We start from the raw sequence: 21,642 nt of genomic DNA, 5'->3' as shown, positions 1-21,642 counted from the left end.
CTCCCCCGTGGCCCGTACTCGCGTACGACCCCCGTTTCCCCCGTACTTCCCCCGTGTCTCCCCCGTACGTCCTCAGGCGACGAGCTCGCCGAAGGACTCCTGCTCGTCACGGCCGAAGCTCAGCACCTCGTCCTCGCGCAGTCGCCGCAGCGAGCGCCAGATGCTCGACTTCACCGTGCCGACACTGATGTCGAGGATGTCCGCGATCTCCGGGTCGGTGCGGCCCTCGTAGTACCGCAGCACCAGCATCGTGCGCTGCAGTTCGGGCAGCCGGGCCAGGGCCTGCCAGAGGACGGCGCGCAGTTCGGTGCCGCGCATCGCGTCCGTCTCGCCGACCGTCTCCGGCAGCTCCTCGGTCGGGTATTCGTTGAGTTTGCGCCGCCGCCACGCGCTGATGTGGAGATTGGTCATCGTCCGGCGCAGGTAGCCGCCGACCGCGGCCTTGTCGCTGATCCGGTCCCAGGCGCGGTACGTGGAGAACAGCGCGCTCTGGAGCAGGTCCTCGGCCTCGAAGCGGTCACCGGTCAGGTGGTAGGCGGTGGCGTACAGGGAGGCCCGGCGCTCCTGGACGTAGGCCGTGAAAGCCGCCTCGGCGGCCTCCGCCTTCGCCCGGGTGGAACGCTCCCCCGTGGCCTCCCCGTACCCCGCTCCCCCGTCAGCGGCCACGGCGACCATGTACGGCGCCTTGCGCTGACGTCCGGCGCCGCGAACGCACCCCCGCCCGTTCACACCGCCGGACTTCTCCGTGCTCCGTGCGACGTCATGCAGACGCGTGGCCACCGCGCTCGAGCTGCTGCCGTGCAGGGTGTTCATCTCGCGCCCCCCGTCGTGTGGAGTCCGTTCGGTCCTGATGTCGAAAAGCCTGCCCGGCCGACTTCATGGGGGTGTCCGCCGACTGTCACAGCCGTGTCACAGGCGCCTGTCGATACGCGGACCCCCGAGGGCAGCCGATAGCCGGCCGGCACCCACCGACAGCCCCGCCAGCCGCCGCCAGCCGCCGGCAGCCGCCGGCAGCCGTTTCCGACGGCCGCCGGAGGCCGTCGATACCGAGTGGTGACCGGACGGTCGAACTCCGACGGCCGCATGCGACAGAATGAGTCCGTGCCTTTTCTGTTGCTGATCGAGGACGACGACGCCATCCGCACGGCGCTCGAACTCTCCCTGTCCCGCCAGGGCCACCGTGTGGCCACCGCGGCGACGGGTGAGGACGGCCTGCAGCTGCTGAAGGAGCAGCGCCCGGATCTGGTCGTGCTGGACGTGATGCTGCCCGGCATCGACGGTTTCGAGGTGTGCCGGCGGATCCGGCGCACGGACCAGTTGCCGATCATCCTGCTCACGGCCCGCAGCGACGACATCGACGTGGTCGTGGGCCTGGAGTCGGGCGCCGACGACTACGTGGTCAAGCCCGTGCAGGGCCGGGTGCTGGACGCCCGGATCCGCGCGGTGCTGCGGCGCGGCGAGCGGGAGTCCACCGACTCGGCCACGTTCGGCTCGCTGGTGATCGACCGCTCGGCGATGACCGTCACCAAGAACGGCGAGGACCTCCAGCTCACCCCGACCGAGCTGCGGCTGCTCCTGGAGCTGAGCCGGCGGCCCGGACAGGCCCTGTCGCGCCAGCAGCTGCTGCGGCTGGTGTGGGAACACGACTACCTGGGCGACTCGCGGCTCGTCGACGCGTGCGTCCAGCGGCTGCGCGCCAAGGTCGAGGACGTACCGTCGTCACCGACCCTGATCCGTACGGTCCGGGGTGTCGGCTACCGGCTGGATGTCCCTGCGTGAGCAAAGGGATCGTGTCGGTGCTCCGGTTCACCAGCCTGCGGCTGCGGCTCGTCGTCGTCTTCGCGCTGGTCGCGCTGACCGCGGCCGTGTCGGCGTCGGGCATCGCGTACTGGCTCAACCGCGAGGCCGTGCTCAAGCGCACCCAGGACGGGGCGCTGAACGGCTTCCGGCAGGAGATGCAGAACCGGGCGGCGACCCTGCCGCCGCGCCCCACCCAGGACGAACTGCGCCGCACCGCCGAACAGATGGCCAGCGGCACCGCCGGGTACAGCGTGCTGCTCGTCGGCGAGCGGGACGCGGGCAAGCCGATCGTGGGGGCGTCGAACCCGGACGAGTTCACGCTCGCGGACGTGCCGTCGTCGCTGCGGACCGCGGTGCGGACCAAGCGCGCGGTGACGGACGCCAACATGTTCCCGTACCACCTCTTCTGGCAGCGCACCCAGCGCGGATCGACGCCGTACCTGGTCGGCGGGACGAAGATCGACGGCGGCGGGCCGACGGGCTACATGTTCAAGTCGCTCGCCGCGGAGAAGGCCGACCTCAACTCGCTGTCCTGGTCGCTCGGCATCGCCACCGGCCTCGCCGTCATCGGCTCCGTGCTGCTCGCGCAGGTCGCGGCGACGACCGTGCTGCGGCCGGTGCACCGGCTCGGCGAGGCGGCCCGGCAGCTCGGCGAGGGCAAGCTCGACACCCGGCTGCGGGTCTCCGGCACCGACGAACTCGCCGACCTGTCGCGTACGTTCAACAGCGCGGCCGCCTCGCTGCAGAAACGGGTCGCGGACATGAGCGCGCGCGAGGAGGCCAGCCGCCGCTTCGTCGCCGACATGTCGCACGAACTGCGCACCCCGCTGACCGCGCTGACCGCCGTGACCGAGGTCCTGGAGGACGAGCAGGACTCGCTCGACCCGATGATCGCGCCCGCGGTCGCGCTGGTGGTCAGCGAGACCCGGCGGCTGAACGACCTCGTGGAGAACCTGATGGAGGTGACCCGCTTCGACGCGGGCACCGCGCGTCTGGTCCTCGACGACGTGGACATCGCCGACCAGATCACCGCCTGCATCGACGCGCGCGCCTGGCTGGACGCGGTCGACCTGGACGCGGAGCGCGGCATCGTGTCGCGGCTCGACCCGCGCCGGCTCGACGTGATCCTCGCGAACCTGATCGGCAACGCGCTCAAGCACGGCGGCTCGCCGGTGCGGGTGTCGGTGCGCACCGAACTCTCGGAGCGGGTGGCCGGGGACGTCGGGACGGACGAGGAGCCGGAGACGGACTCCGGGGACGACACGTGGGAGGACGCGCCGGAGGACTCCCCGGAGGACTCCCGGGCGGGCGAGGACCTGGTGATCGCGGTACGCGACCACGGGCCCGGCATCCCCGAGGAGGTCCTGCCGCACGTCTTCGACCGCTTCTACAAGGCGAGCGCGTCGCGGCCGCGGTCGGACGGCAGCGGGCTCGGCCTGTCGATCGCCATGGAGAACGCGCTGATCCACGGCGGTTCGATCACCGCGTCCAACTCGACGGACGCGGACGGACGGGTGGACGGCGCGGTGTTCGTACTGCGACTGCCCCGGGACGCGTCGGGGATCGCGCGGGAGCTGCGGACCCGCGGCAGCCGGGGCGGGGTGGAGGAGAGTTGAGGCGTCGCCGTACGGGACGACGGGGCGCGGCCCGCGGGCTCATAGCCCTGGCCGCCGCCGCACTGCTCGCGGGCTGCGGGATCCGGACGACCACCGTGCCGGTGGACGCGGGCGCCGCGCCCTCGCGGGTGCCGTGCGAGGCGGCGGCCGGCGGAAGGGTGGACGGCGGCACCCGGACCGCCGACGAGCCCGCGGGCGGGGCGCGGGACGAGGCGGTCGCGCCCGGGCGGCGCGGGGTGCCGCTGCGGGTGTACCTGCTGTGCGGGGCCCAGCTGGAGCGGGTGGAACGCGGCTCCTCGCTGCCCGAGGAGAAGGCGGTCGGCGACCCCGTCCGTACGGCCGCGGCGCTGCTCACCCAGCTGACGGCCGAGCCGTCGGACGGCGAGCGCGAGGCGGGCTTCTCCTCGGCGGCCCAGGCGCCGCTGACGGTGGGCGGCCCGCACCGGGGCGACCCGAAGCCGACGCTTCGCCTCAGCCGCCAGCCCGAGGACCTGCCGCCGGCGGCGCTCGCGCAGCTCGTCTGTACCTTCGCGGAGAGCACGGCGGGCGTAAGCGGCGACACCGTGGTCCTCGGCGGCCCGGGCCCGTACGAGCCGCGCCGCTACCGCTGTACGGAACAGCTGAAGGAACGCCCGGAGTCCCCGGTCCCGTCGGCGCGCCCCTGAGGCCGCCGGCGGGTGTGCCGGTCGTCACAGCCCACCGGCCGCGAGGCTCCGCCCCGGAAGCCGTCCTCTGCGGCCGCGTCCCGAAACGCCCCCAGGTCCGGGGATTCCCCGCCCCGGCGCCTCTTCCCCGGGACAACCCTGACAGTCCTCTCAGGGTTGTCCCGGAGAGGCCCGGCGGAGGGCGGGATCCGTCGAGCGGAACCGATTCCGCCAAGGGGCGCGTCTTGGGGGGCGTGCAGCGTCAAGGTTCGGGCAATGCGGGCAATGCGGGCGGCAATGCCGCCTCGGTCGTACGCGTGGCGGGGTTCGCGCTCCTCCTCGCGCACCTGGTGGTCGTCGCCTGGGTGGCGCTACGGCCGCGGGACGTGGCCTGGGTGACCGCGCCGAACCTGACCCCGCTGGCCGGGATACGGGGCGATCTGGCCCTCGGACCCGCCGAGGCGGCCCGCCGGATCGGGAGCGAACTGCTGCTCCTGGCACCGCTCGGGGTGCTGCTGCCGATGGCCGACGGACGGCTGCGGGTCTCGCCCTGGTGGTCCCTCGCCCGGACGACGGCGGCCGGGGCGCTGGTGTCGCTGGCCGTGGAACTGCTGCAGACCGCCGTGCCGGGGCAGGTGGTGGACGTCGACTCGATACTCCTGAACACGACGGGCGTCGCGGTCGCACACGCCCTCCTGGTCCCGGCCGGCCGGGCCCGGCTGCGCCGCCGGGCGCGCTCCGGCCCGAACACGGACCGCGGACGGCGCCCGGGAACCCGCCGGGGTTCCCCCTCTGATCCGCGTTCCCGTCCGGATTCCGCGACTCGCTCCGAGAACGGGGCCTTGCTCAGGGGTGCGCGTCCGGGGGCTCCTCAGGGGGCGACCCCGACGATTCCCAGGGTCGGAATCGCCCCGTAGAGCGAGGTTTTCCGCCGTGCCGGGGAGCAGCATGGAGACATCGGAAATCCCGAGCACCGGAAATGAAGGAGCCCACCATGGCCGCACTTGCCCGACCCCGCGACGGACGCGTGATCGCCGGAGTGTGCGCGGGGCTGGCCCGGCGCTTCGGCATCTCCTCGAACACGATGCGGGTGATCTTCCTCGTCTCGTGCCTGCTGCCCGGCCCGCAGTTCCTGCTCTACCTGGCGCTGTGGGTGCTGCTGCCCGAGGAGAAGACGTCGAGCACCGCCTGGTAAACCCGCCGCCGCACCCCACCCGCTCGTACACAGACGAAAAGGGCGCCTCTCCGGAGAACCGGACGGGCGCCCTTCGCGCGTACGTGACGCGGGGTGGATCAGCGGCGGATCAGAGGGGCAGACCCAGGCCGCCGACCGGCAGACCGCCGAGCAGGCCGCCCAGCGCGCCGAGCGGGGTGTGGCCGAGGCCGGACTTGACGCCGTCCAGCGGCAGGCTCGACGCCTGCTTGGTGACCTCGCCCGGGAGGTTCTGGGCCTGGCCGACCGCGCCGGGCAGGGTCTTCGCACCCTGGCCGAGGGCCTCGGTGGCGGCCTGGGGCGCCTGGGCCAGGCCCTGGCCGCCCGGGACGAGGTTGGTCGCCAGGGCCAGCGGGTCCGGGCCGGCCGGCTGCGGGACCGGGGCGGCGGAGGCCGTACCGGCGGCAGTGGCGGCGAAAGCGGCACCCAGGACGGCGACACCAAGCTTCTTGGCGGCGGACTGCTTCATCAGAAAACTTCCTCGGTAATCTCGGGAATCGCGGAGCAGGGGAATGCTGGGGAAATGCGAGTGACTACGAAACCTAACCAGCGAACGCCGCCACCGCAAACACCGAAATGCGGCCGGGCGTGGTTCGCCCGGCCGCACTGTTTCCCGTCCCGTGTTCCTCGATCAGCCCGTACGGCGAGAAGAGTCGCTGGTGGCGGCGGACTGCTGGAACAGCCATTCGGACTTCAGCTCGGCATATCCGGGCTTGATGACATCGTTGATCATGGCCAGCCGTTCATCGAAAGGAATGAACGCTGATTTCATCGCATTGACCGTGAACCACTGCACGTCGTCGAGCGTGTAGCCGAATGCCTCGACCAGGAATTCGAATTCCCGGCTCATGCTGGTGCCGCTCATCAGACGATTGTCGGTGTTGACGGTGGCACGGAAGTGAAGCGTGCGCAGCAGCCCGATCGGGTGCTCGGCGTACGAGGCCGCGGCGCCGGTCTGGATGTTGGAGGTGGGGCACAGCTCCAGCGGGATCCGCTTGTCCCGGACGTACGCGGCGAGCCGGCCGAGACTGACCGAGCCATCGTCGGCGACCTCGATGTCGTCGATGATCCGCACCCCGTGCCCGAGCCGGTCGGCCCCGCACCACTGGAGCGCCTGCCAGATCGACGGCAGCCCGAACGCCTCGCCCGCGTGGATGGTGAAGTGGTTGTTCTCCCGCTTCATGTACTCGAAGGCGTCGAGGTGACGGGTGGGCGGGTAGCCGGCCTCGGCGCCCGCGATGTCGAAGCCGACGACACCGGCGTCGCGGTAGCTGTTGGCGAGTTCGGCGATCTCCAGGGCACGGGCGGCGTGCCGCATCGCGGTCAGCAGCGCGCCGACCCGGATCCGGTGCCCGCGCTCCCGCGCCTGCCGCTCCCCTTCCCGGAAGCCCTCGTTGACGGCCTCGACGACCTCTTCGAGTGTCAGCCCGCCCTCCAGGTGCTGCTCGGGGGCGTACCGGACCTCGGCGTAGACGACCCCGTCCTGGGCGAGGTCGAGCGCGCACTCGGCGGCGACCCGGAACAGGGCCTCGCGGGACTGCATGACGGCACAGGTGTGCGCGAAGGTCTCCAGATACCGCTCCAGCGAACCGGAGTCGGCGGCTTCCCGGAACCAGATGCCGAGCTTGTCGGGATCGGTCTCGGGGAGAGCGTCATAGCCCTGGGCACGGGCGAGTTCGACGATCGTGCCGGGCCGCAGCCCGCCGTCGAGGTGGTCGTGCAGCAGAACCTTCGGGGCACGGCGGATCTGGTCCGCGCTGGGCGTGGTGGGGATCTGGCTCGTCATTTCCGCACTGTAGCGCCTACGCGCGTAGAGCACCCCGGTTGGCACGTAAAGAGTCGGTACGGCCCCCCAAGCGGTTCCCCGCACTTCGCACCTCCTCCCTCAACAACCCCACCGGCAGACAGGCCCCCCAACAACCCCGTGGCACCCGCACCGCGCCCCACCTAGCCTGCCCCCATGACCGACCTCCCCCGGATCCACGCCTTCCTCGCCTCCTTCACCCGCCGCCAGGCGGAACGCACCGTCGACTTCCCCGGCGGCTTCGCCGCCCTCGACGACACCTTCCGCCACTCCCACGGCAACAACCACGTCGTCGTCACCGGCTCCCCGGACCCCGACGCCCTCCCCGCCCACGTCGACGACGTCCTGTCCCACCTGCCGTTCCGCATCGTGTCCATACCGGACGCGACGACCGCAGCCGCCTGCGCCGGCCCGCTGGCCGAGGCCGGTTACTCCCGCTCCGCGATCACGGTGATGCGCCGCCACGGCCTCCCGGTACCGGCCGAGGGCGGGGCCCGCGAGGTGGGTCTTCCGGCGTTGCGCGAGCCGATGGCCGAGGCGTGGCGGCACTTCATCCCGGGTGCGACGGACGAGGTCGTACGCGATCTGGTGGAGCGCCGTACGGCCCGGCTCCGGGGCGCGGACGATGTCCGGTTCCTCGCGTCGCACGACGCGTTCGGGCAGGTCGCGTCGTGGGCGGATCTCTATCTCGACCGGGCGGCGGGCCTCGCCCAGATCGAGGACCTGGTGACGGCGGTGACGCACCTGAAGCAGGGGCACGCGGGCGTGGTGCTGGACACGGCGCTGCGGATCGCCGACGCCGAGGGCTGCCCGACGGTCTTCCTCACGGCGCACACGGAGGACTGGCCGAGCGCCTGGTACGCGCGCCGGGGCTTCGAGCCCCTCGGCGAGATCCAGTGTTTCGAACGCTTCTGATCGTTCACGGCCGTTCATGACCGTCCGCTTTCAAAGCCGCGTCCGAAAACTGGTGTTCGCCGGTCGAACGACAGCGGACGATACGTAACAGTGATCGCGCGTACGGGTGGCGTACACCTCCACTTCTGAGACTGTTCGGTCATGGCGCACAACGCACTCGTGGGAACGGCCGACTCCCGGACACCCCGGCTGGGCCGAGCGGTCGGAGCGACGCAACCCGTCACCCAGGCCGGCGGGGTGGTTCTGCTGCTGCCCGACGGGGAGGCCGCGTCGAGCCGGCGCCCGTCCGCGCGGGCGCACGCGGCGGCGCTGCCGCTGGCACGGCGACTGGCGCGCGAGGGCCGGGCGGACGGTCTGGTCGCGCATGTGGTCCGGTATCGGGGCCGCGGCTGGAACGGCTCGGACGCGCAGCTCGCGGCGGACGCCTCGTGGGCGGTGTCGGAGGCGGTACGGCGGTACGGCGACGTCCCGGTGTGCCTCGCGGGCCGCGGCATGGGCGCGCGGGCGGCGCTGCGGGCGGGCGGCCACGACGCGGTGGCGTCGGTGCTCGCGCTGGCGCCGTGGCTGCCGGAGGAGGACCGGGCGGCGGAGCCGGAGCCGGTGCGGCAGCTGGTGGGACGCCGGGTGCTGCTGGTGCACGGCACGCGGGACGCCCGGACGGATCCGGAGCTGTCGTTCCGGTTCGCCGAGCGGGCCAAGAAGACCAACCGCGACACGTGCCGCTTCGAGGTACACGCGGACGGGCACGCGCTGCGCCAGTATCACGCCGAAGTCCACGCGCTGGCCGTCGACTTCGTCCTGTCGTCGCTGTTCGGCCACCCGCAGAGCCGGCCGCTGACGGACGCGCTCGCGGCGCCTCCGCCGCTGGGACTGCGGATGCCGCTGGCGGCGGGTTTCGGCCGTTCCCTGAACCGCTGAACCGACACGACCGGCACGACCGGCACCGCCGCCCCGCGTCACTCCGGCAGCAGACTCCCCCGCTTGTTCAGCAGGAACTTCTTGAAGGCGGCGACCGGCGGGGTGTCCGGGTGCCCGTCGAGCCAGGCCACCCCGATCTCGCGGGCCGCGCGCGGCGAGGTGACCCCGAGTTCGACGACGCCGGGCCGCGGCACGGCCGGCGGCGGCAGCAGCGCGACGCCGAGGCCCGCGGCGACGAGCCCGCGCAGCGTCTCGGCCTCCTCGCCCTCGAAGGCGACGCGCGGGGTGAAGCCGGCCTGGGCGCACAGGTCGTCGGTGATGCGGCGCAGCCCGTAGCCGGGTTCGAGGGTCACGAAGAACTCGTCCGCGGCCTCGGCGAGCCGGATGCGTTTGCGGCCGGCGAGCCGGTGGTCGTCGGGGACGACGAGCCGCAGCCGCTGTTCGTCGAGGCGGCGGCCGACGAGGTCGGGGGCGTCGGGGACGGGCGAGGTGAGGCAGAGGTCGAGTTCGCCCGCCCGGAGCCGTTCGAGCATGGCCTCGCCGTAGTTCTGGACGAGGGTGAAGCGGATGCCGGGGTGATCGACGCGGAAGGCGCGGATGAGGGCGGGCACGGTCTCGGAGCCCATGGTGTGCAGGAAGCCGAAGGCGACCCGGCCGGCGGTGGGGTCGGCGTCGTCCCGTACGGTGCCGGCGGCCCGCTCGACCTCGGCGAGGGCGCGTTCGGCGGAGCCGAGGAAGCGCCGGCCGGCCGGGGTGAGCGCGACCGTACGGCCGCGCCGGGCGAACAGCGCGACGCCGAGGTCCTCCTCCAGCCGGACCATGGCGCGCGAGAGCGTCGACTGGGGGACGCCCATCTCGGCGGCGGCCCGCGTGACGTGCTCGTGGCGGGCGACGGCGGCGAAGTACGCGAGGCGCGGCGCGAGCAGCAGTCCCATGTCTTCTTCGTTACTGTTCGGTGACAGGCGAGGCTGTGACCTGTACTCATGCACCATAGGAACGATTACAGCAGGTTCATGCATTGGACGCATGAAATGGGGCGGCCTACGTTCGGTACATGCCTTCCGCCAGTACCAAGGCGGCCGCCACCCACGCGGTCGCCGACTCCCGCAAGACCCCCGACTCTCCTGCCGCGCAGGACGCGAGCGACGCCCGCGCGACCTCCGAGGCCCGCGCCATCGCCGAGGCCGCCAAGGCCGCCGAGCCCCGCGACACCCGCCTCGCCCCCGGCGCCCCCGGTTTCCGCCGCCTCAGCCTCGCGCTGTTCGCCGCCGGAGTGGCCACCTTCGCCCTCCTCTACTCCACCCAGGCCCTGCTCCCGGCCGTCTCCGACGCGTTCGGCGCCACCGCCTCGGCCGCGTCCTGGACGGTCTCCGGCGCGACCGGCGCCCTGGCCCTGTGCGTCCTGCCGCTGAGCGCGCTGTCCGAGCGCTTCGGCCGCCGCTCGATGATGACGGCCTCGCTGGCGGTGGCCGTCGCCGTCGCCCTCCTCGTCCCGCTCGCCCCGAACCTGGAGACCCTGATCCTGCTGCGCGCGCTGCAGGGCGCGGCGCTGGCGGGTGTGCCGGCCTCGGCGATGGCGTTCCTGGCCGAGGAGGTGCGGCCGCGGGCGCTGATCGCGGCGATCGGCCTGTTCGTGGCGGGCAACTCGATCGGCGGCATGAGCGGCCGTCTCCTCACCGGCTGGGTGGCCCAGCTGTGGGGCTGGCGCGCGGGTCTGGCGGCGGTCGGTCTGCTGGCCGTGGTCTGCGCGGTCGCGTTCCGCTTCCTCATCCCGCCGGCGCGGCACTTCACGTCCGTCGCGCAGAGCCCGAGGACGCTGGCGCGCACCGTGCGCGGTCATCTGGCGGACCCGCTGCTCGTCCGGCTGTACGCGATCGGCGCGCTGTTCATGACGGTCTTCGGCGCCGTGTACACGGTGATCGGCTACCGCCTGACCGAGGCCCCGTTCTCGCTGCCGCAGGGCGTGGTCGGCTCGATCTTCCTGGTCTACCTGGTCGGTACGGTCTCGTCGGCGGCGGCCGGCCGGCTGGTCGGCCGCATGGGCCGGCGCGGCGCGCTCTACCTCGCCGTCTCCACGACGGCGGCCGGTCTGCTGCTGTCGCTCGCCGACACGCTGCCCCTCGTCCTCGCGGGCCTGGTCCTGATCACGGCCGGCTTCTTCGCCGGGCACGCGGTCGCCTCGTCCTCGGTGAGCCGCACGGCGAAGACGGGCCGCGCGCAGGCCTCGGCGCTCTACCAGTCGGCGTACTACCTGGGCAGCAGCGTGGGCGGCACGCTCGGCGCGGTCGCCTTCCACGCGGGCGGCTGGGGCGGGACGGTCGCGATCGGCCTGGTCGCGGTGGTCGGCGTCGTGTCGGTCACGCTGTACGGGTCGCACAGCGCGCGCGTCGCGGAGCGGCGGCACCGGCTGGCGGCCGTCTGACGCACGGCCCGCGTCGCCCCTCCCGTAGTCCCGCGAAGGCGTGAACGGCGCCCGGAACCACCCGGTTCCGGGCGCCGCGGCATACCGTGCCCCTTGACCCGATCTGCCCCCGATGCAACTGTCCAATCCTTCAGAGCGTCGTAACTCAGAAGAGCGAAGGGGGAGTTGCGAGTCACCATGAACAACACGCGCGCGACGATACGGAGAAGAGCCGGACTCGGCCTCGCGGTCACGTCCCTGGTGGTGCCGCTGACCGTGGCCGTCGGCAGCGGCACGGCGCAGGCGGCGTCGTCCTGCAACGTGACGACCGGTCCGTACCAGAAGCAGGTGGAGAAGTTCCTCGGCCGGACCGCCGACGGCCGCCAGTCGGCCGCCGACTGCCGGGCGATCCAGAGCTTCCAGCGGACGCACGGCATCACCCCGACGATGGGCTACGCCGGGCCGCTGACCTGGCGCACCATGTCGACGATGCTCGCGCAGCGGGCGGCGGGCAAGAACCCGAACCAGGCCGGCAAGTGCCCGACGAACAAGGGCCGGATCGCCTGTGTCGACCTGACCCGGCAGCTCAGCTGGATCCAGGACGGCAAGAAGCTGAAGTACGGCCCGGTGCCGGTGCGCACCGGCCGCGACGGCGCGGAGACCCGTACCGGCTCCAGCAAGGTCTACTGGCGCAACATCAAGCACTGGTCGACGCTTTACGACGTCTGGATGCCGTACGCGCAGTTCTTCGACGGCGGGCAGGCGTTCCACTCGGTCACCAAGTCCATGTGGAATCCGCCGGGTTCGGCCGGCTGCGTCAACATGCGGCCGAACGACGCGAAGGCGTACTGGAATCTGCTGAAGAACGGCGACGACGTGTACGTGTACGGGCGCAAGCCCGGAACCTGACCGAATCGCCGCAGGCTGTCGGTGCCCTGCGGTAGCTTCCCTTCATCGGTGCCGGACGGGCGCCGGTGAAGGGCAAGCCGCGGGGTGGACTCGATGGACCTGATGACGGAAGACCTGGAGAAGTACCGCAGGGAGCTGACCGGTTACTGCTACCGGATGCTCGGCTCCGCCTTCGAGGCGGAGGACGCGGTGCAGGACACCATGGTGCGGGCCTGGCGCTCGCTCGACTCCTTCGAGGGACGTTCCTCCCTGCGGTCCTGGCTCTACCGGATCGCCACCAACGTCTGCCTGGACTCGCTGAACGCGGGCAACCGGCGGGCCCGTCCCATGGACCTGAGCGAGCCGACGCCGGTGGCGCAGGCCCGGCTCAACGAACGCCCCGAGATCACCTGGCTGGAGCCGGTGCCGGACGGCCGCGTGCTGCCGTCGGTGGCCGACCCGGCGGAGACCGCGGTCTCGCGCGAGACGGTGCGGCTGGCGTTCGTGGCCGCCCTCCAGCACCTCCCGCCGAAGCAGCGCGCGGTACTGATCCTGCGCGAGGTGCTGGCCTGGAAGGCGAGCGAGGTCGCCGAACTCCTCGGCCTGACCGTCGCCTCCGTCAACAGCGCGCTCCAGCGGGCCCGGGCGACGATCCAGGAGCAGGCGCCGGCCGTGTCCGACGAGGCGAACCCGCTGGACGAGGAGCAGAAGGCGCTCCTCGACCGCTATGTGGCGGCCTTCGAGGGGTACGACATGCAGGCGCTCACCACGCTCCTGCACGAGGACGCCACCATGTCCATGCCGCCGTACGACCTGTGGCTGCGCGGCCACGAGGACATCGTGGGCTGGATGCTGGGCGTCGGCGAGGTGTGCCGCGGCTCGAAGCTGGTCGCGACCGTGGCGAACGGCCAGCCGGCGTTCGCGCACTACCACCCGGACCCGGAGGGCGGTTACGCCCCGTGGGCGCTGATCGTGCTCAAACTGCACGACGGCAAGATCGGCGGAATGGACTTCTTCCTCGACACCAAGCGCTGGTTCCCGCTGTTCGACCTGCCGGACCGGCTCGACGCCGTCTGAGGGCGGCAGTACCACCGGTCACAGCAGATCGCCGAGCCCGACGAGGCCGAGTACGCCGCGCAGCTCGGGCCCGGCGCCGCGGAACAGCAGCCGGTGGCCGCCCCGCCGGGCGGCGAGGCGGAGCCGGGCGACGGCGTCCACGGCGGCGAGACCGGCGCGGTCGAGCCCGCCGACGTCACAGACGACGACGGTGGGCGGGGCGGCGGCGAGCAGCTCGCAGAGCCGTCCGACGTCGTCGGGCGCGGGCGGGCCGCCGAGGCGTAGTTCGAGTCTTCGGGAGTCGTCCACACCAGGGCAGACCGCCGGAGCGCCCGGAATTCATCGCGGACCGTCCCGAGGCCGTCTCCGGGCGGCTTTCGGGCTGCCCGTGGCCGGGCTGTCGGAGGGCTGCCGAAACGTTTCCCGGTAGCTCTAGGCTCGGCGCCATGACTCTTGATCGCGCCGAGCTGGTGATCTTCGACTGCGACGGTGTCCTCGTGGACAGCGAGCGGATCTACTGCCGAGTGGACCGGGCCGTGTTCGCCCGCCTCGGTGCCGAGTTCAGCGAGGAGGAGATGGCCGACCTGTTCGTCGGCTCCTCCAAGAGACAACTCACCGCCCTGGTCGAGGAACGCGCCGGCCGCCGCCTTCAGGACGGCTGGGAACTGCCCTTCCAGCACCTGTACGACGAGGCGCTGGACGCGGAACTGACCGCGGTCGACGGCGTCACCGAGGTCCTGGACGCCCTGGACGTGCCGTTCTGCCTCGCCTCCAACGGCGGCCACACCTCCATACGCCGCAACCTCACCCGCGCCGGCCTCCTCGACCGCTTCGAGGGCCGCGTCTTCAGCGCCCACGACGTCGCCCACGGCAAGCCCGCCCCCGATCTCTTCCTGCACGCGGCCCGCGCGATGGGCGTCCCGCCGGAGCGCTGCGCGGTCGTCGAGGACAGCGCGTACGGCGTCCAGGCGGCCCGCGCGGCGGGCATGCGCGTCTTCGGCTACGCCGGCGGCCTCACCCGCGCGGAACGCCTGGCCGGCCCCGGCACCCACCTCTTCACCCACATGAGGGAGCTGCCCGCGCTGCTGGCCCTGGCACCGGGAGCGGGCGCGTGAGCGCGGACACGGTGGTGTGGGAGCGGCTGTTCCACGCGTACGGGGCGGCGACCGACACCCGCGAGATCCTGGCCGGCCCGCTGGCGGCGGCCGAGGACCACCTGTGGTCGGCGATCCTCCACCAGGGCACGGTCTGGCCGGCCACCCCGCCCGTCCTCGCGGCGGTGGCGGGCCGCCTCGCGGAGGCGCCGGTACTCGGGCTCGCGTTCATCCGGGACGTGGCCGAGGCCGTACGGCTCGGGGACGAGGCCGACGAACTGCGAGCGCGAATCGCCGGGGCCGACACGGCGGCGTGGACGGCCGCGTACGTCGCGGCCGACGAGGACGACCAGGTCGGCATGTGGGACGACGGCGAGGCCGGTGACCTGGTCCTCGTCGAGGCGGCCCTGGCCTGCTGGGACCTGCTGCCGGAGCTGGTCGAACCGGTGGCGGCGTTCCTGGACGACCCGGACGCGGAGGTCCGCTCGGCCGCGCGGGCCACGGTCACCGGACTTCTCGCCCACCCGGGCGCGGCAGTCCCCGCGCCCGGGTGGCCGCCGGACGGCCGGCGAGCGTGACGGGCGCTCAGTCGACGGGGAACTCGGCGGTGTCGAGGGTGAGGCCGAAGGGGGCGGGGAGAGACAGTTTCTCGCCGAACTCGACGACCTCCAGGACACGGTAGAGGCCGTTCTTCGGCTCGCCGTAGAGCGTGGCGGTGGGACGGCCCGCGTGCCAGCGGTCGATGAGCAGGTAGAGGGGCACGCCACCCATGGCGTAGCCACGCAGCTTGTGAACCCGATCGTGGTTCGCGTTGCCCTTCGAGGTGACCTCGACGACGAGTTCGGCTGTCGCGGCCGGGATGGAGTTTCCCGTCCCCTGGTCCACGATGGCTTCGGGAACGACCGCCAGGTCGGGGATGTACAGACTCGAATGCTCGGGAATCGCCAGGGCGAGTGACTGGTACACGTTCAGCTCGTCGGAAATGCCCCGGACCAGCCATCGGTGGACCTTGGCTGTGATGCTGCCGTGCCGGACTGCGGGTGCTGGTGCCGCGGTGATGATCCCCTCGATGATCTCCACCTTGCAGCCCTCAGGCCAGTCCATCGTTTCCCAGCGACGGACCAGGTCGTCCCAGCCGTTGCCCTGCTCGGGTCCGGCCTCGGCGGCGAGTGCGCTCATGGTGTGCTCCTCGATCGGTCGTCACCGATCCCAGCATGCCGAACGGGACCGGTGGGGGTCCACCGATCCCGTTCACCCATACGTGTCACCGGCACATGCCGGGGGCCTTCCGGTCCTTACGCGATGCGGTCGAGGACGATCGGCTTACGCGTGAAGGAGGTGCCCTCCGGGGCGATGTCGAAGGACGACTCCAGCGACTTCAGGGCGTAGTCGAACTTCTCCGGGGTGTCCGTGTGCAGCGTCAGCAGCGGCCGGCCCGCGGTCACCGTGTCGCCCGGCTTGGCGTGCATCTCGACGCCCGCGCCGGCCTGCACCGGGTCCTCCTTGCGGGCGCGGCCGGCGCCCAGGCGCCAGGCGGCGACGCCGATGTCGTACGCGTCCAGGCGGGTGAGCACACCGGTGGCCGGGGCCATGACGACGTGCTGCTCGCGGGCGACCGGGAGGGCCGCGTCCGGGTCGCCGCCCTGCGCGGCGATCATGCGGCGCCAGACGTCCATCGCGGAGCCGTCGGCCAGCGCCTTCGCCGGATCGGCGTCCTTCAGGCCGGCCGCGTCGAGCATCTCGCGGGCGAGCGCGAGCGTCAGCTCGACGACGTCGGCCGGGCCGCCGCCCGCGAGGACCTCGACGGACTCGCGGACTTCGAGGGCGTTGCCGGCGGTCAGGCCGAGCGGGGTGGACATGTCGGTGAGCAGCGCGGCCGTGCGGACGCCGCTGTCCTTGCCGAGCGCGACCATGGTGGAGGCCAGCTCGCGGGCGTCCTCGATGGTCTTCATGAAGGCGCCGCTGCCGACCTTGACGTCCAGGACCAGCGAGCCGGTGCCCTCGGCGATCTTCTTCGACATGATCGAGGAGGCGATCAGCGGGATGGCCTCGACGGTGCCGGTGACGTCGCGGAGCGCGTAGAGCTTCTTGTCGGCCGGGGCGAGGCCGTCGCCGGCCGCGCAGATGACCGCGCCGGTGCCGTCGAGGACGGACAGCATCTCCTCGTTGGAGAGCAGTGCCCGCCAGCCGGGGATGGACTCCAGCTTGTCGAGGGTGCCGCCGGTGTGGCCGAGGCCGCGGCCGGAGAGCTGCGGGACGGCCGCGCCGCAGGCGGCGACGAGCGGGGCGAGCGGCAGGGTGATCTTGTCGCCGACGCCGCCGGTGGAGTGCTTGTCGGCGGTGGGGCGGGACAGGGAGGACGAGAAGTCCATCCGCTCACCGGAGGCGATCATGGCGGCGGTCCAGCGGGCGATCTCGTCGCGGTTCATGCCGTTCAGCAGGATCGCCATGGCCAGGGCGGACATCTGCTCGTCGGCGACCTCCCCGCGGGTGTAGGCGTCGATGACCCAGTCGATCTGCTCGGGGCTCAGCTCGCCCTTGTCCCGCTTGGTGCGGATGACGGAGATGACGTCCATGTGGTGATGCCTCTTTCTACGCGCATAGAGGAGCAAAAGGAGAAGGCGGCCCCTCCATCCTGCCGGAAGGGCCGCCTTGAGGGACTACGAAGCCTGGTCGTCCGAGGCCGGGTCGTCCGCGACCTGGCCATCCGAAGCCTTGCCGTCCGCGGCCGTACGGCCCGTGGTCAGGTGCTCCGGCCCGAACGCCTGCGGCAGCATCCCGGCCAGGGTCATGAACCCGGCGGGCGTCTCCAGGACGAGGTCGGGGCCCCCGAACTCGTACAGGAGCTGCCGGCACCGGCCGCACGGCACCAGGGGCTCGCCCCGGCCGTCCACGCACGCGAAGTGCGTGAGCCGGCCGCCGCCGGTCGCCTGGAGCCGCGAGACCAGACCGCACTCGGCGCACAGGCCGAGGCCGAAGGACGCGTTCTCGACGTTGCAGCCGGAGACCGTCCGGCCGTCCTCGACCAGGGCCGCCGCGCCGACCGGGTAGCCGGAGTACGGGGCGTAGGCGTGGGCCATCGCCTCGCGGGCGGCCGCCCGCAGGGCCTCCCAGCCGGCCTCGGACAGACCGGTGTCGGCCTGCTCCAGGAGGCCGGTCACTTGCCCTGGCCCTTCCGGTACGGCAGTCCGTCCGCCTTCGGCATCCGCAGCCGCTGCGCCGACAGGGACAGCACGAGCAGCGTGGTGATGTACGGGGCGGCGTCCACGAACTGGCTCGGGACCTGGTCGGTGAACGCGTACCAGAGGAAGAAGACGGCCGCGAAGACGGCGGCGACGACGGCCGCGGCGTACTTCTTCTTGTACAGCTGCCACAGCATGGCGATGACCAGCAGGACGGCGACGAGCAGCAGCAGCGCGTGGACGTTCTCGGCACCGCCGCGCAGCTTGAGGCTGTCGGTGAAGCCGAACAGGCCGGCGCCGAGGGCCATGCCGCCCGGCATCCAGTTGCCGAAGATCATCGCGGCGAGACCGATGTAACCGCGGCCGCCGGTCTGCCCCTCCTGGTAGATGCCCGTGGAGACGATCGCGAGGAACGCGCCGCCGAGGCCCGCGAGGCCGCCGGAGATCGCCACCGCGATGTACTTGTACTTGTAGACGTTGACGCCCAGCGACTCGGCCGCGACCGGGTTCTCGCCGCAGGAGCGCAGCCGCAGGCCGAAGGCCGTGCGCCACAGCACCCACCAGGTCGCCGGGATCAGCAGGATCGCGACGATGGTCAGCAGCGACAGGTTGGTGACGAGGCCGCCGAGGATGCCGGCCAGGTCGGAGACCAGGAACCAGTGCTTGTCCTGGAGCTCGGCCAGTTTGTCGGAGAGCCCCGGGATGGTGATCTGGGTGATCTGGTCGATGTGCGGGGACTGCTTGGAGGAGCCGCCCAGGTCGCCCACCTCGGCGAACGTGAAGTTCGACAGGTACTTGGTGAAGCCGAGCGCCAGGATGTTGATCGCCACACCGGACACGATGTGGTTCACGTTGAAGGTGACCGTGATGATCGCGTGCAGCAGACCGCCGAGCGCGCCGCCGAGGATGCCGACGACGACACCCGTCCACGGGCCCCACTGGTAGCCGGCCCAGGCACCGAACCAGGTGCCGAGGATCATCATGCCTTCGAGGCCGATGTTGACGACGCCCGCGCGCTCGGACCACAGACCGCCGAGACCGGCGAGGCCGATCGGCACGGCGAGCTGCAGCGCGCCGGAGACCTGGCCGACCGAGGTGAGGTCGTCGGCACCGGAGACGGCGCGGACGAGCGAGAAGAGCACGATTCCGGCCGCGACGATCAGCAGGATCCAGGGCCAGGTGAGCTTGCGGCGCGCGCCCTTGCTGGGGGCGGCGCTGGGCTTGGCGACGGTGCCGGTGCTCATGCCGCCACCTCCTTGTCGGTCGTGAGGGCGCCGCCGGCGGCCAGCTGCTCGCCGACCTTCTGCTGCTGGCGGCGGAGGCCGTAACGGCGGACGAGTTCGTAGGAGACGACCACGGCGATCACGATGATGCCCTTCATGATCTCGGTGATCTCCTTCGGGTAGCCCTCGGTGTCCAGCGTCGAGGACGCCTTCTCCAGGAACGCGAAGAGGAGCGACGCGAAGAGGATGCCGACCGGGTGGTTACGGCCCAGCAGGGCGATCGCGATGGCGGTGAAGCCGACGCCGACCGGGAAGTCGAGGCTGTACGTGTGGGTCTCGCCGAGCAGCGTCGGCATGCCGGACAGACCGGCCAGACCACCCGAGATCAGCATCGAGGTGAGGATCATCTTCTTGGCGTCGACGCCGCTGGCCTGGGCCGCGGACTCGCTGGCGCCGGTGGCGCGCAGGTCGAAGCCGAAGCGGGTGCGGTTGAGGACGAACCAGTAGACGACGCCGAGCGCGAGCGCGACGAAGGTGAAGCCGTAGATGACGCCGTTGCCCTCGCCCATGTCGATGCCGGGGAACCAGCCGGACTCGGGGATGTCGCCCGTCGTCAGGTTGTTGGAGCCGGCGGGCTGGACGCCGAAGTTCTTCGGCAGGATCAGCCAGGCGACCAGGGCCGTGGTGATCGAGTTCAGCATGATCGTGGAGACGACCTCGGAGACGCCCCGGGTGGTCTTGAGGACACCCGCGATACCGGCCCAGAAGGCACCCGTGGCCGTGGCGACCAGCACGATCAGCAGGATGTGCAGCGGGCCGGGCAGGTCCACGGCGGCACCGACGAGCGCCGACAGCATGGCGGCGAGGCGGTACTGGCCGTCGACGCCGATGTTGAAGAGGTTCATCTGGAAGCCGACGGCCACGGCCAGCGACGCCAGGTAGTAGATGCCGGTCTGGTTGACGATCAGCACCTGGATGTCGGAGTAGGCCGCGTTGTCGATCATCAGCCGGATCGGCTCGATCGGGTCGAGGCCCGTCGCGAGCAGCACCAGCACGGTGAGCACGAACGAGGAGACGAGCGCGAGCACGGGGCCGGCGGCCCCGATGATCAGCTTGTCCTTGTCGATTTTCGTCATCGGGCGTCACCGTCTTCGGGGTGCTGGTCGTTGCCCTCCAGGTGGCCGGTGGCGGCACCGGTCATGGCGGAGCCCAGCTCCTCGGGCGTGATGGTGGCGGGGTCCGCGTCGGCGACGAGCCGGCCGCGGTACATGACCCGGAGGGTGTCGGACAGGCCGATCAGCTCGTCCAGGTCGGCGGAGATCAGCAGCACCGCCAGGCCCTCGCTGCGGGCGTCGCGGATGGCGTCCCAGATCTGCGCCTGCGCGCCGACGTCCACACCGCGGGTGGGGTGGGCGGCGATCAGGAACTTCGGGTGGTGGCTCATCTCGCGGCCGACGATCAGCTTCTGCTGGTTGCCGCCGGACAGCGAGGCCGCGGTCACGTCGATGCCGGGGGTACGGACGTCGTACTCGCGCACGATCCGCTCGGTGTCCAGGCGGGCGGCCTTGGGGTCGAGGATGCCGCGCTTGGAGTTCGGGACCTCAGTGACGTGACCGAGGATCCGGTTCTCCCAGAGCGGGGCCTCCAGGAGCAGGCCGTGGCGGTGGCGGTCCTCGGGGATGTAGCCGATGCCGCCCTCGCGGCGCTTGCGCACCGAGGTCGCGGAGATGTCCGTGCCGTCGAGCGTGATGACGCCGGCGTCCGGGCTGTTCATGCCCATCAGGGCCTCGATCAGCTCGGTCTGGCCGTTGCCCTCGACTCCGGCGATGCCGAGGATCTCGCCCTTGTGGATGGTGAGCGAGATGTCGTCGAGCAGCTTGCGGCCCCCAAAGGCGAGCGCGACTGCCGGGTGCGGGCCCTCGACGACCTCGACGACGTCGAGCGCCTCGGCCGGGTCCTCCGGGGCGGCGGTCGTCAGCGGGGCCGCGGGGGCGGCGCCGGACTCGGTCAGGGTCAGCCCGGTCACCTGGAGCATCGGGATGTCCGTGACCGTCGACTCGCGGGTCTCCGGGGAGGGCAGCTCGGTGCCGACCATCAGCTCGGCGAGCTGCTTGGTGGTGGCGGTCTTCGGGTCGGCGGTGCCGACGGTGGTGCCGCGCCGGATGACGGTGATGTCGTCGGCGACCTTCAGGACCTCGCCCAGCTTGTGGGAGATGAAGATGACCGTCAGGCCCTCGGACTTCAGCTCGCGCAGGTTGTCGAAGAGCGCGTCGACCTCCTGCGGGACCAGGACGGCGGTCGGCTCGTCGAGGATGAGGATGCGGGCGCCGCGGTAGAGGACCTTGAGGATCTCCACGCGCTGGCGGTCGGCGACACCGAGGTCCTCGACGAGGGCGTCGGGGCGGACCCCGAGGCCGTACGCGTCGGAGATCTCCTGGATCTTCCGGCGGGCCTTGCCGCCGATGCCGTGGAGCTTCTCGCCGCCGAGGACGACGTTCTCCAGGACGGTGAGGTTGTCGGCGAGCATGAAGTGCTGGTGCACCATGCCGATGCCGCGCGCGATGGCGTCGCCGGGGCTGGCGAAGGCGACCTGCTCGCCGTCGACGGCGATGGTGCCCTCGTCCGGCTTCTGCATGCCGTAGAGGATCTTCATCAGGGTCGACTTGCCGGCACCGTTCTCACCGATGAGGGCATGGACGGTGCCCTTGCGAACGGTGATCGCGATGTCCTTGTTGGCGACGACGCCGGGGAAGCGCTTGGTGATGCCGTGGAGTTCGACGGCAGGGGGGCTGGACGCGTTGATGGCGCACTCTCCTTGGCCGGAAGGAGTGGGAGCGGACGGGCAGGGCGGGGCGAAGTTATCGTGCCGCTGGGACATCTACACGCGT

At 71.9% G+C, this 21,642-nt stretch carries 22 protein-coding genes and 1 pseudogene; 12 read left to right on the top strand and 11 right to left on the bottom strand.

The genetic code is table 11. From position 1 onward, the window contains the following. Positions 1 to 72: 72 nt before the first annotated feature. A complete protein-coding gene (locus ABZ693_RS24450; protein ID WP_359880981.1) occupies positions 73 to 813 on the bottom strand; it encodes a SigE family RNA polymerase sigma factor in 741 nt (246 codons plus the stop codon). A 288-nt stretch (positions 814 to 1,101) separates the two neighbouring features. Between ABZ693_RS24450 and afsQ1 the strand changes: the two genes are divergently transcribed. From afsQ1 to ABZ693_RS24425, 5 genes are all read left to right on the top strand, one after another. Next, positions 1,102 to 1,779 carry a two-component system response regulator AfsQ1 gene (gene afsQ1 / locus ABZ693_RS24445; RefSeq protein WP_359880978.1) on the top strand — a complete coding sequence of 226 codons (678 nt, stop codon included), beginning with the start codon at positions 1,102 to 1,104 and terminating at the stop codon, positions 1,777 to 1,779. After that, positions 1,776 to 3,416: an ATP-binding protein gene (locus ABZ693_RS24440; protein WP_359880976.1), complete on the top strand. Its 1,641-nt coding sequence runs from the start codon at positions 1,776 to 1,778 to the stop codon at positions 3,414 to 3,416. Before afsQ1 ends, ABZ693_RS24440 begins: the two co-directional genes overlap by 4 nt. Then, positions 3,413 to 4,081 (top strand): hypothetical protein, encoded by a 669-nt coding sequence (locus tag ABZ693_RS24435; protein ID WP_359880975.1) that lies wholly within the window; start codon positions 3,413 to 3,415, stop codon positions 4,079 to 4,081. The genes ABZ693_RS24440 and ABZ693_RS24435 overlap by 4 nt, the downstream gene beginning before the upstream one ends. A gap of 296 nt (positions 4,082 to 4,377) precedes the next feature. Next, positions 4,378 to 4,977 (top strand): VanZ family protein, encoded by a 600-nt coding sequence (locus ABZ693_RS24430; protein ID WP_359880972.1) that lies wholly within the window; start codon positions 4,378 to 4,380, stop codon positions 4,975 to 4,977. A 77-nt stretch (positions 4,978 to 5,054) separates the two neighbouring features. Continuing rightward, positions 5,055 to 5,255 (top strand): PspC domain-containing protein, encoded by a 201-nt coding sequence (locus ABZ693_RS24425; protein WP_359880970.1) that lies wholly within the window; start codon positions 5,055 to 5,057, stop codon positions 5,253 to 5,255. Positions 5,256 to 5,364: 109 nt separating this feature from the next. On the opposite strand, the gene ABZ693_RS24420 is transcribed toward ABZ693_RS24425, so the two are convergent. Continuing rightward, positions 5,365 to 5,742 (bottom strand): hypothetical protein, encoded by a 378-nt coding sequence (locus tag ABZ693_RS24420; RefSeq protein WP_359880967.1) that lies wholly within the window; start codon positions 5,740 to 5,742, stop codon positions 5,365 to 5,367. Positions 5,743 to 5,904: 162 nt separating this feature from the next. Beyond that, positions 5,905 to 7,059, bottom strand: a complete 1,155-nt coding sequence (locus ABZ693_RS24415) for an adenosine deaminase (RefSeq protein WP_359880964.1) — start codon at positions 7,057 to 7,059, stop codon at positions 5,905 to 5,907. A 174-nt stretch (positions 7,060 to 7,233) separates the two neighbouring features. On the opposite strand from ABZ693_RS24415, the gene ABZ693_RS24410 reads away from it, so the two are divergent. Both ABZ693_RS24410 and ABZ693_RS24405 read left to right on the top strand, forming a co-directional pair. Next, positions 7,234 to 7,992 carry a GNAT family N-acetyltransferase gene (locus ABZ693_RS24410; RefSeq protein ID WP_359880962.1) on the top strand — a complete coding sequence of 253 codons (759 nt, stop codon included), beginning with the start codon at positions 7,234 to 7,236 and terminating at the stop codon, positions 7,990 to 7,992. Between the two features lie 141 nt (positions 7,993 to 8,133). Beyond that, positions 8,134 to 8,910, top strand: coding sequence for an alpha/beta hydrolase (locus ABZ693_RS24405; RefSeq protein ID WP_359880960.1), 777 nt, complete (start codon positions 8,134 to 8,136; stop codon positions 8,908 to 8,910). A 38-nt stretch (positions 8,911 to 8,948) separates the two neighbouring features. Here ABZ693_RS24405 and ABZ693_RS24400 read toward each other — a convergent pair whose 3' ends face one another. Continuing rightward, on the bottom strand, positions 8,949 to 9,902 hold the full coding sequence (locus ABZ693_RS24400) for a LysR family transcriptional regulator (protein WP_359880957.1): 954 nt from the start codon (positions 9,900 to 9,902) through the stop codon (positions 8,949 to 8,951). A 62-nt stretch (positions 9,903 to 9,964) separates the two neighbouring features. Here ABZ693_RS24400 and ABZ693_RS24395 point away from each other — a divergent pair, with 62 nt between their 5' ends. From ABZ693_RS24395 to ABZ693_RS24385, 3 genes are all read left to right on the top strand, one after another. Further along, positions 9,965 to 11,332, top strand: a complete 1,368-nt coding sequence (locus ABZ693_RS24395; protein WP_359880955.1) for an MFS transporter — start codon at positions 9,965 to 9,967, stop codon at positions 11,330 to 11,332. Between the two features lie 177 nt (positions 11,333 to 11,509). After that, the gene (locus ABZ693_RS24390; protein ID WP_359880952.1) at positions 11,510 to 12,220 is read left to right on the top strand and encodes a L,D-transpeptidase family protein; all 711 of its coding nucleotides are present in this window, start codon (positions 11,510 to 11,512) and stop codon (positions 12,218 to 12,220) included. Between the two features lie 93 nt (positions 12,221 to 12,313). After that, positions 12,314 to 13,276 (top strand): sigma-70 family RNA polymerase sigma factor, encoded by a 963-nt coding sequence (locus ABZ693_RS24385; RefSeq protein WP_359880950.1) that lies wholly within the window; start codon positions 12,314 to 12,316, stop codon positions 13,274 to 13,276. 18 nt (positions 13,277 to 13,294) lie between these two features. Here ABZ693_RS24385 and ABZ693_RS24380 read toward each other — a convergent pair whose 3' ends face one another. Continuing rightward, complete coding sequence (locus ABZ693_RS24380; RefSeq protein WP_359880948.1) at positions 13,295 to 13,564, bottom strand: STAS domain-containing protein; 270 nt, start codon at positions 13,562 to 13,564, stop codon at positions 13,295 to 13,297. Positions 13,565 to 13,701: 137 nt separating this feature from the next. On the opposite strand from ABZ693_RS24380, the gene ABZ693_RS24375 reads away from it, so the two are divergent. Then, positions 13,702 to 14,370, top strand: a complete 669-nt coding sequence (locus ABZ693_RS24375; protein WP_359880946.1) for an HAD family hydrolase — start codon at positions 13,702 to 13,704, stop codon at positions 14,368 to 14,370. Continuing rightward, complete coding sequence (locus tag ABZ693_RS24370) at positions 14,367 to 14,927, top strand: hypothetical protein (protein ID WP_359880944.1); 561 nt, start codon at positions 14,367 to 14,369, stop codon at positions 14,925 to 14,927. Before ABZ693_RS24375 ends, ABZ693_RS24370 begins: the two co-directional genes overlap by 4 nt. Before the next feature lie 7 nt (positions 14,928 to 14,934). On the opposite strand, the gene ABZ693_RS24365 is transcribed toward ABZ693_RS24370, so the two are convergent. The 6 genes and pseudogenes from ABZ693_RS24365 to ABZ693_RS24340 form a co-directional block, all read right to left on the bottom strand. Then, complete coding sequence (locus ABZ693_RS24365) at positions 14,935 to 15,528, bottom strand: Uma2 family endonuclease (RefSeq protein ID WP_359880942.1); 594 nt, start codon at positions 15,526 to 15,528, stop codon at positions 14,935 to 14,937. 116 nt (positions 15,529 to 15,644) lie between these two features. Then, positions 15,645 to 16,925, bottom strand: coding sequence for a thymidine phosphorylase (locus ABZ693_RS24360; protein WP_359880940.1), 1,281 nt, complete (start codon positions 16,923 to 16,925; stop codon positions 15,645 to 15,647). A gap of 168 nt (positions 16,926 to 17,093) precedes the next feature. Beyond that, positions 17,094 to 17,477 (bottom strand): annotated as a pseudogene (locus ABZ693_RS24355) (cytidine deaminase); the annotation flags it as partial. 29 nt (positions 17,478 to 17,506) lie between these two features. After that, the gene (locus tag ABZ693_RS24350; protein WP_359880938.1) at positions 17,507 to 18,775 is read right to left on the bottom strand and encodes an ABC transporter permease; all 1,269 of its coding nucleotides are present in this window, start codon (positions 18,773 to 18,775) and stop codon (positions 17,507 to 17,509) included. Continuing rightward, positions 18,772 to 19,890 carry an ABC transporter permease gene (locus ABZ693_RS24345; RefSeq protein WP_359880935.1) on the bottom strand — a complete coding sequence of 373 codons (1,119 nt, stop codon included), beginning with the start codon at positions 19,888 to 19,890 and terminating at the stop codon, positions 18,772 to 18,774. The genes ABZ693_RS24350 and ABZ693_RS24345 overlap by 4 nt, the downstream gene beginning before the upstream one ends. Next, positions 19,887 to 21,632, bottom strand: coding sequence for an ABC transporter ATP-binding protein (locus ABZ693_RS24340; RefSeq protein ID WP_359880931.1), 1,746 nt, complete (start codon positions 21,630 to 21,632; stop codon positions 19,887 to 19,889). The genes ABZ693_RS24345 and ABZ693_RS24340 overlap by 4 nt, the downstream gene beginning before the upstream one ends. Positions 21,633 to 21,642 lie beyond the last annotated feature (10 nt).

This window comes from Streptomyces laurentii (assembly GCF_040635425.1).
GTDB classification, from domain to species: Bacteria; Actinomycetota; Actinomycetes; order Streptomycetales; family Streptomycetaceae; genus Streptomyces; species Streptomyces laurentii.
The sequence above is the reverse complement of the archived record's forward strand: the minus strand, read 5'-3'. Positions and strand labels throughout refer to the sequence as shown.

Coding starts and splice junctions, on each gene's coding strand:
- ABZ693_RS24450 (WP_359880981.1), bottom strand. CDS start 813: ATGAACACCCTGCACGGCAGCAGCTCGAGCGCGGTGGCCACGCGTCTG.
- ABZ693_RS24425 (WP_359880970.1), top strand. CDS start 5,055: ATGGCCGCACTTGCCCGACCCCGCGACGGACGCGTGATCGCCGGAGTG.
- ABZ693_RS24420 (WP_359880967.1), bottom strand. CDS start 5,742: ATGAAGCAGTCCGCCGCCAAGAAGCTTGGTGTCGCCGTCCTGGGTGCC.
- ABZ693_RS24415 (WP_359880964.1), bottom strand. CDS start 7,059: ATGACGAGCCAGATCCCCACCACGCCCAGCGCGGACCAGATCCGCCGT.
- ABZ693_RS24410 (WP_359880962.1), top strand. CDS start 7,234: ATGACCGACCTCCCCCGGATCCACGCCTTCCTCGCCTCCTTCACCCGC.
- ABZ693_RS24405 (WP_359880960.1), top strand. CDS start 8,134: ATGGCGCACAACGCACTCGTGGGAACGGCCGACTCCCGGACACCCCGG.
- ABZ693_RS24400 (WP_359880957.1), bottom strand. CDS start 9,902: ATGGTGCATGAGTACAGGTCACAGCCTCGCCTGTCACCGAACAGTAAC.
- ABZ693_RS24395 (WP_359880955.1), top strand. CDS start 9,965: ATGCCTTCCGCCAGTACCAAGGCGGCCGCCACCCACGCGGTCGCCGAC.
- ABZ693_RS24390 (WP_359880952.1), top strand. CDS start 11,510: ATGAACAACACGCGCGCGACGATACGGAGAAGAGCCGGACTCGGCCTC.
- ABZ693_RS24385 (WP_359880950.1), top strand. CDS start 12,314: ATGGACCTGATGACGGAAGACCTGGAGAAGTACCGCAGGGAGCTGACC.
- ABZ693_RS24375 (WP_359880946.1), top strand. CDS start 13,702: ATGACTCTTGATCGCGCCGAGCTGGTGATCTTCGACTGCGACGGTGTC.
- ABZ693_RS24365 (WP_359880942.1), bottom strand. CDS start 15,528: ATGAGCGCACTCGCCGCCGAGGCCGGACCCGAGCAGGGCAACGGCTGG.
- ABZ693_RS24360 (WP_359880940.1), bottom strand. CDS start 16,925: ATGGACGTCATCTCCGTCATCCGCACCAAGCGGGACAAGGGCGAGCTG.
- ABZ693_RS24350 (WP_359880938.1), bottom strand. CDS start 18,775: ATGAGCACCGGCACCGTCGCCAAGCCCAGCGCCGCCCCCAGCAAGGGC.
- ABZ693_RS24345 (WP_359880935.1), bottom strand. CDS start 19,890: ATGACGAAAATCGACAAGGACAAGCTGATCATCGGGGCCGCCGGCCCC.
- ABZ693_RS24340 (WP_359880931.1), bottom strand. CDS start 21,632: ATGTCCCAGCGGCACGATAACTTCGCCCCGCCCTGCCCGTCCGCTCCC.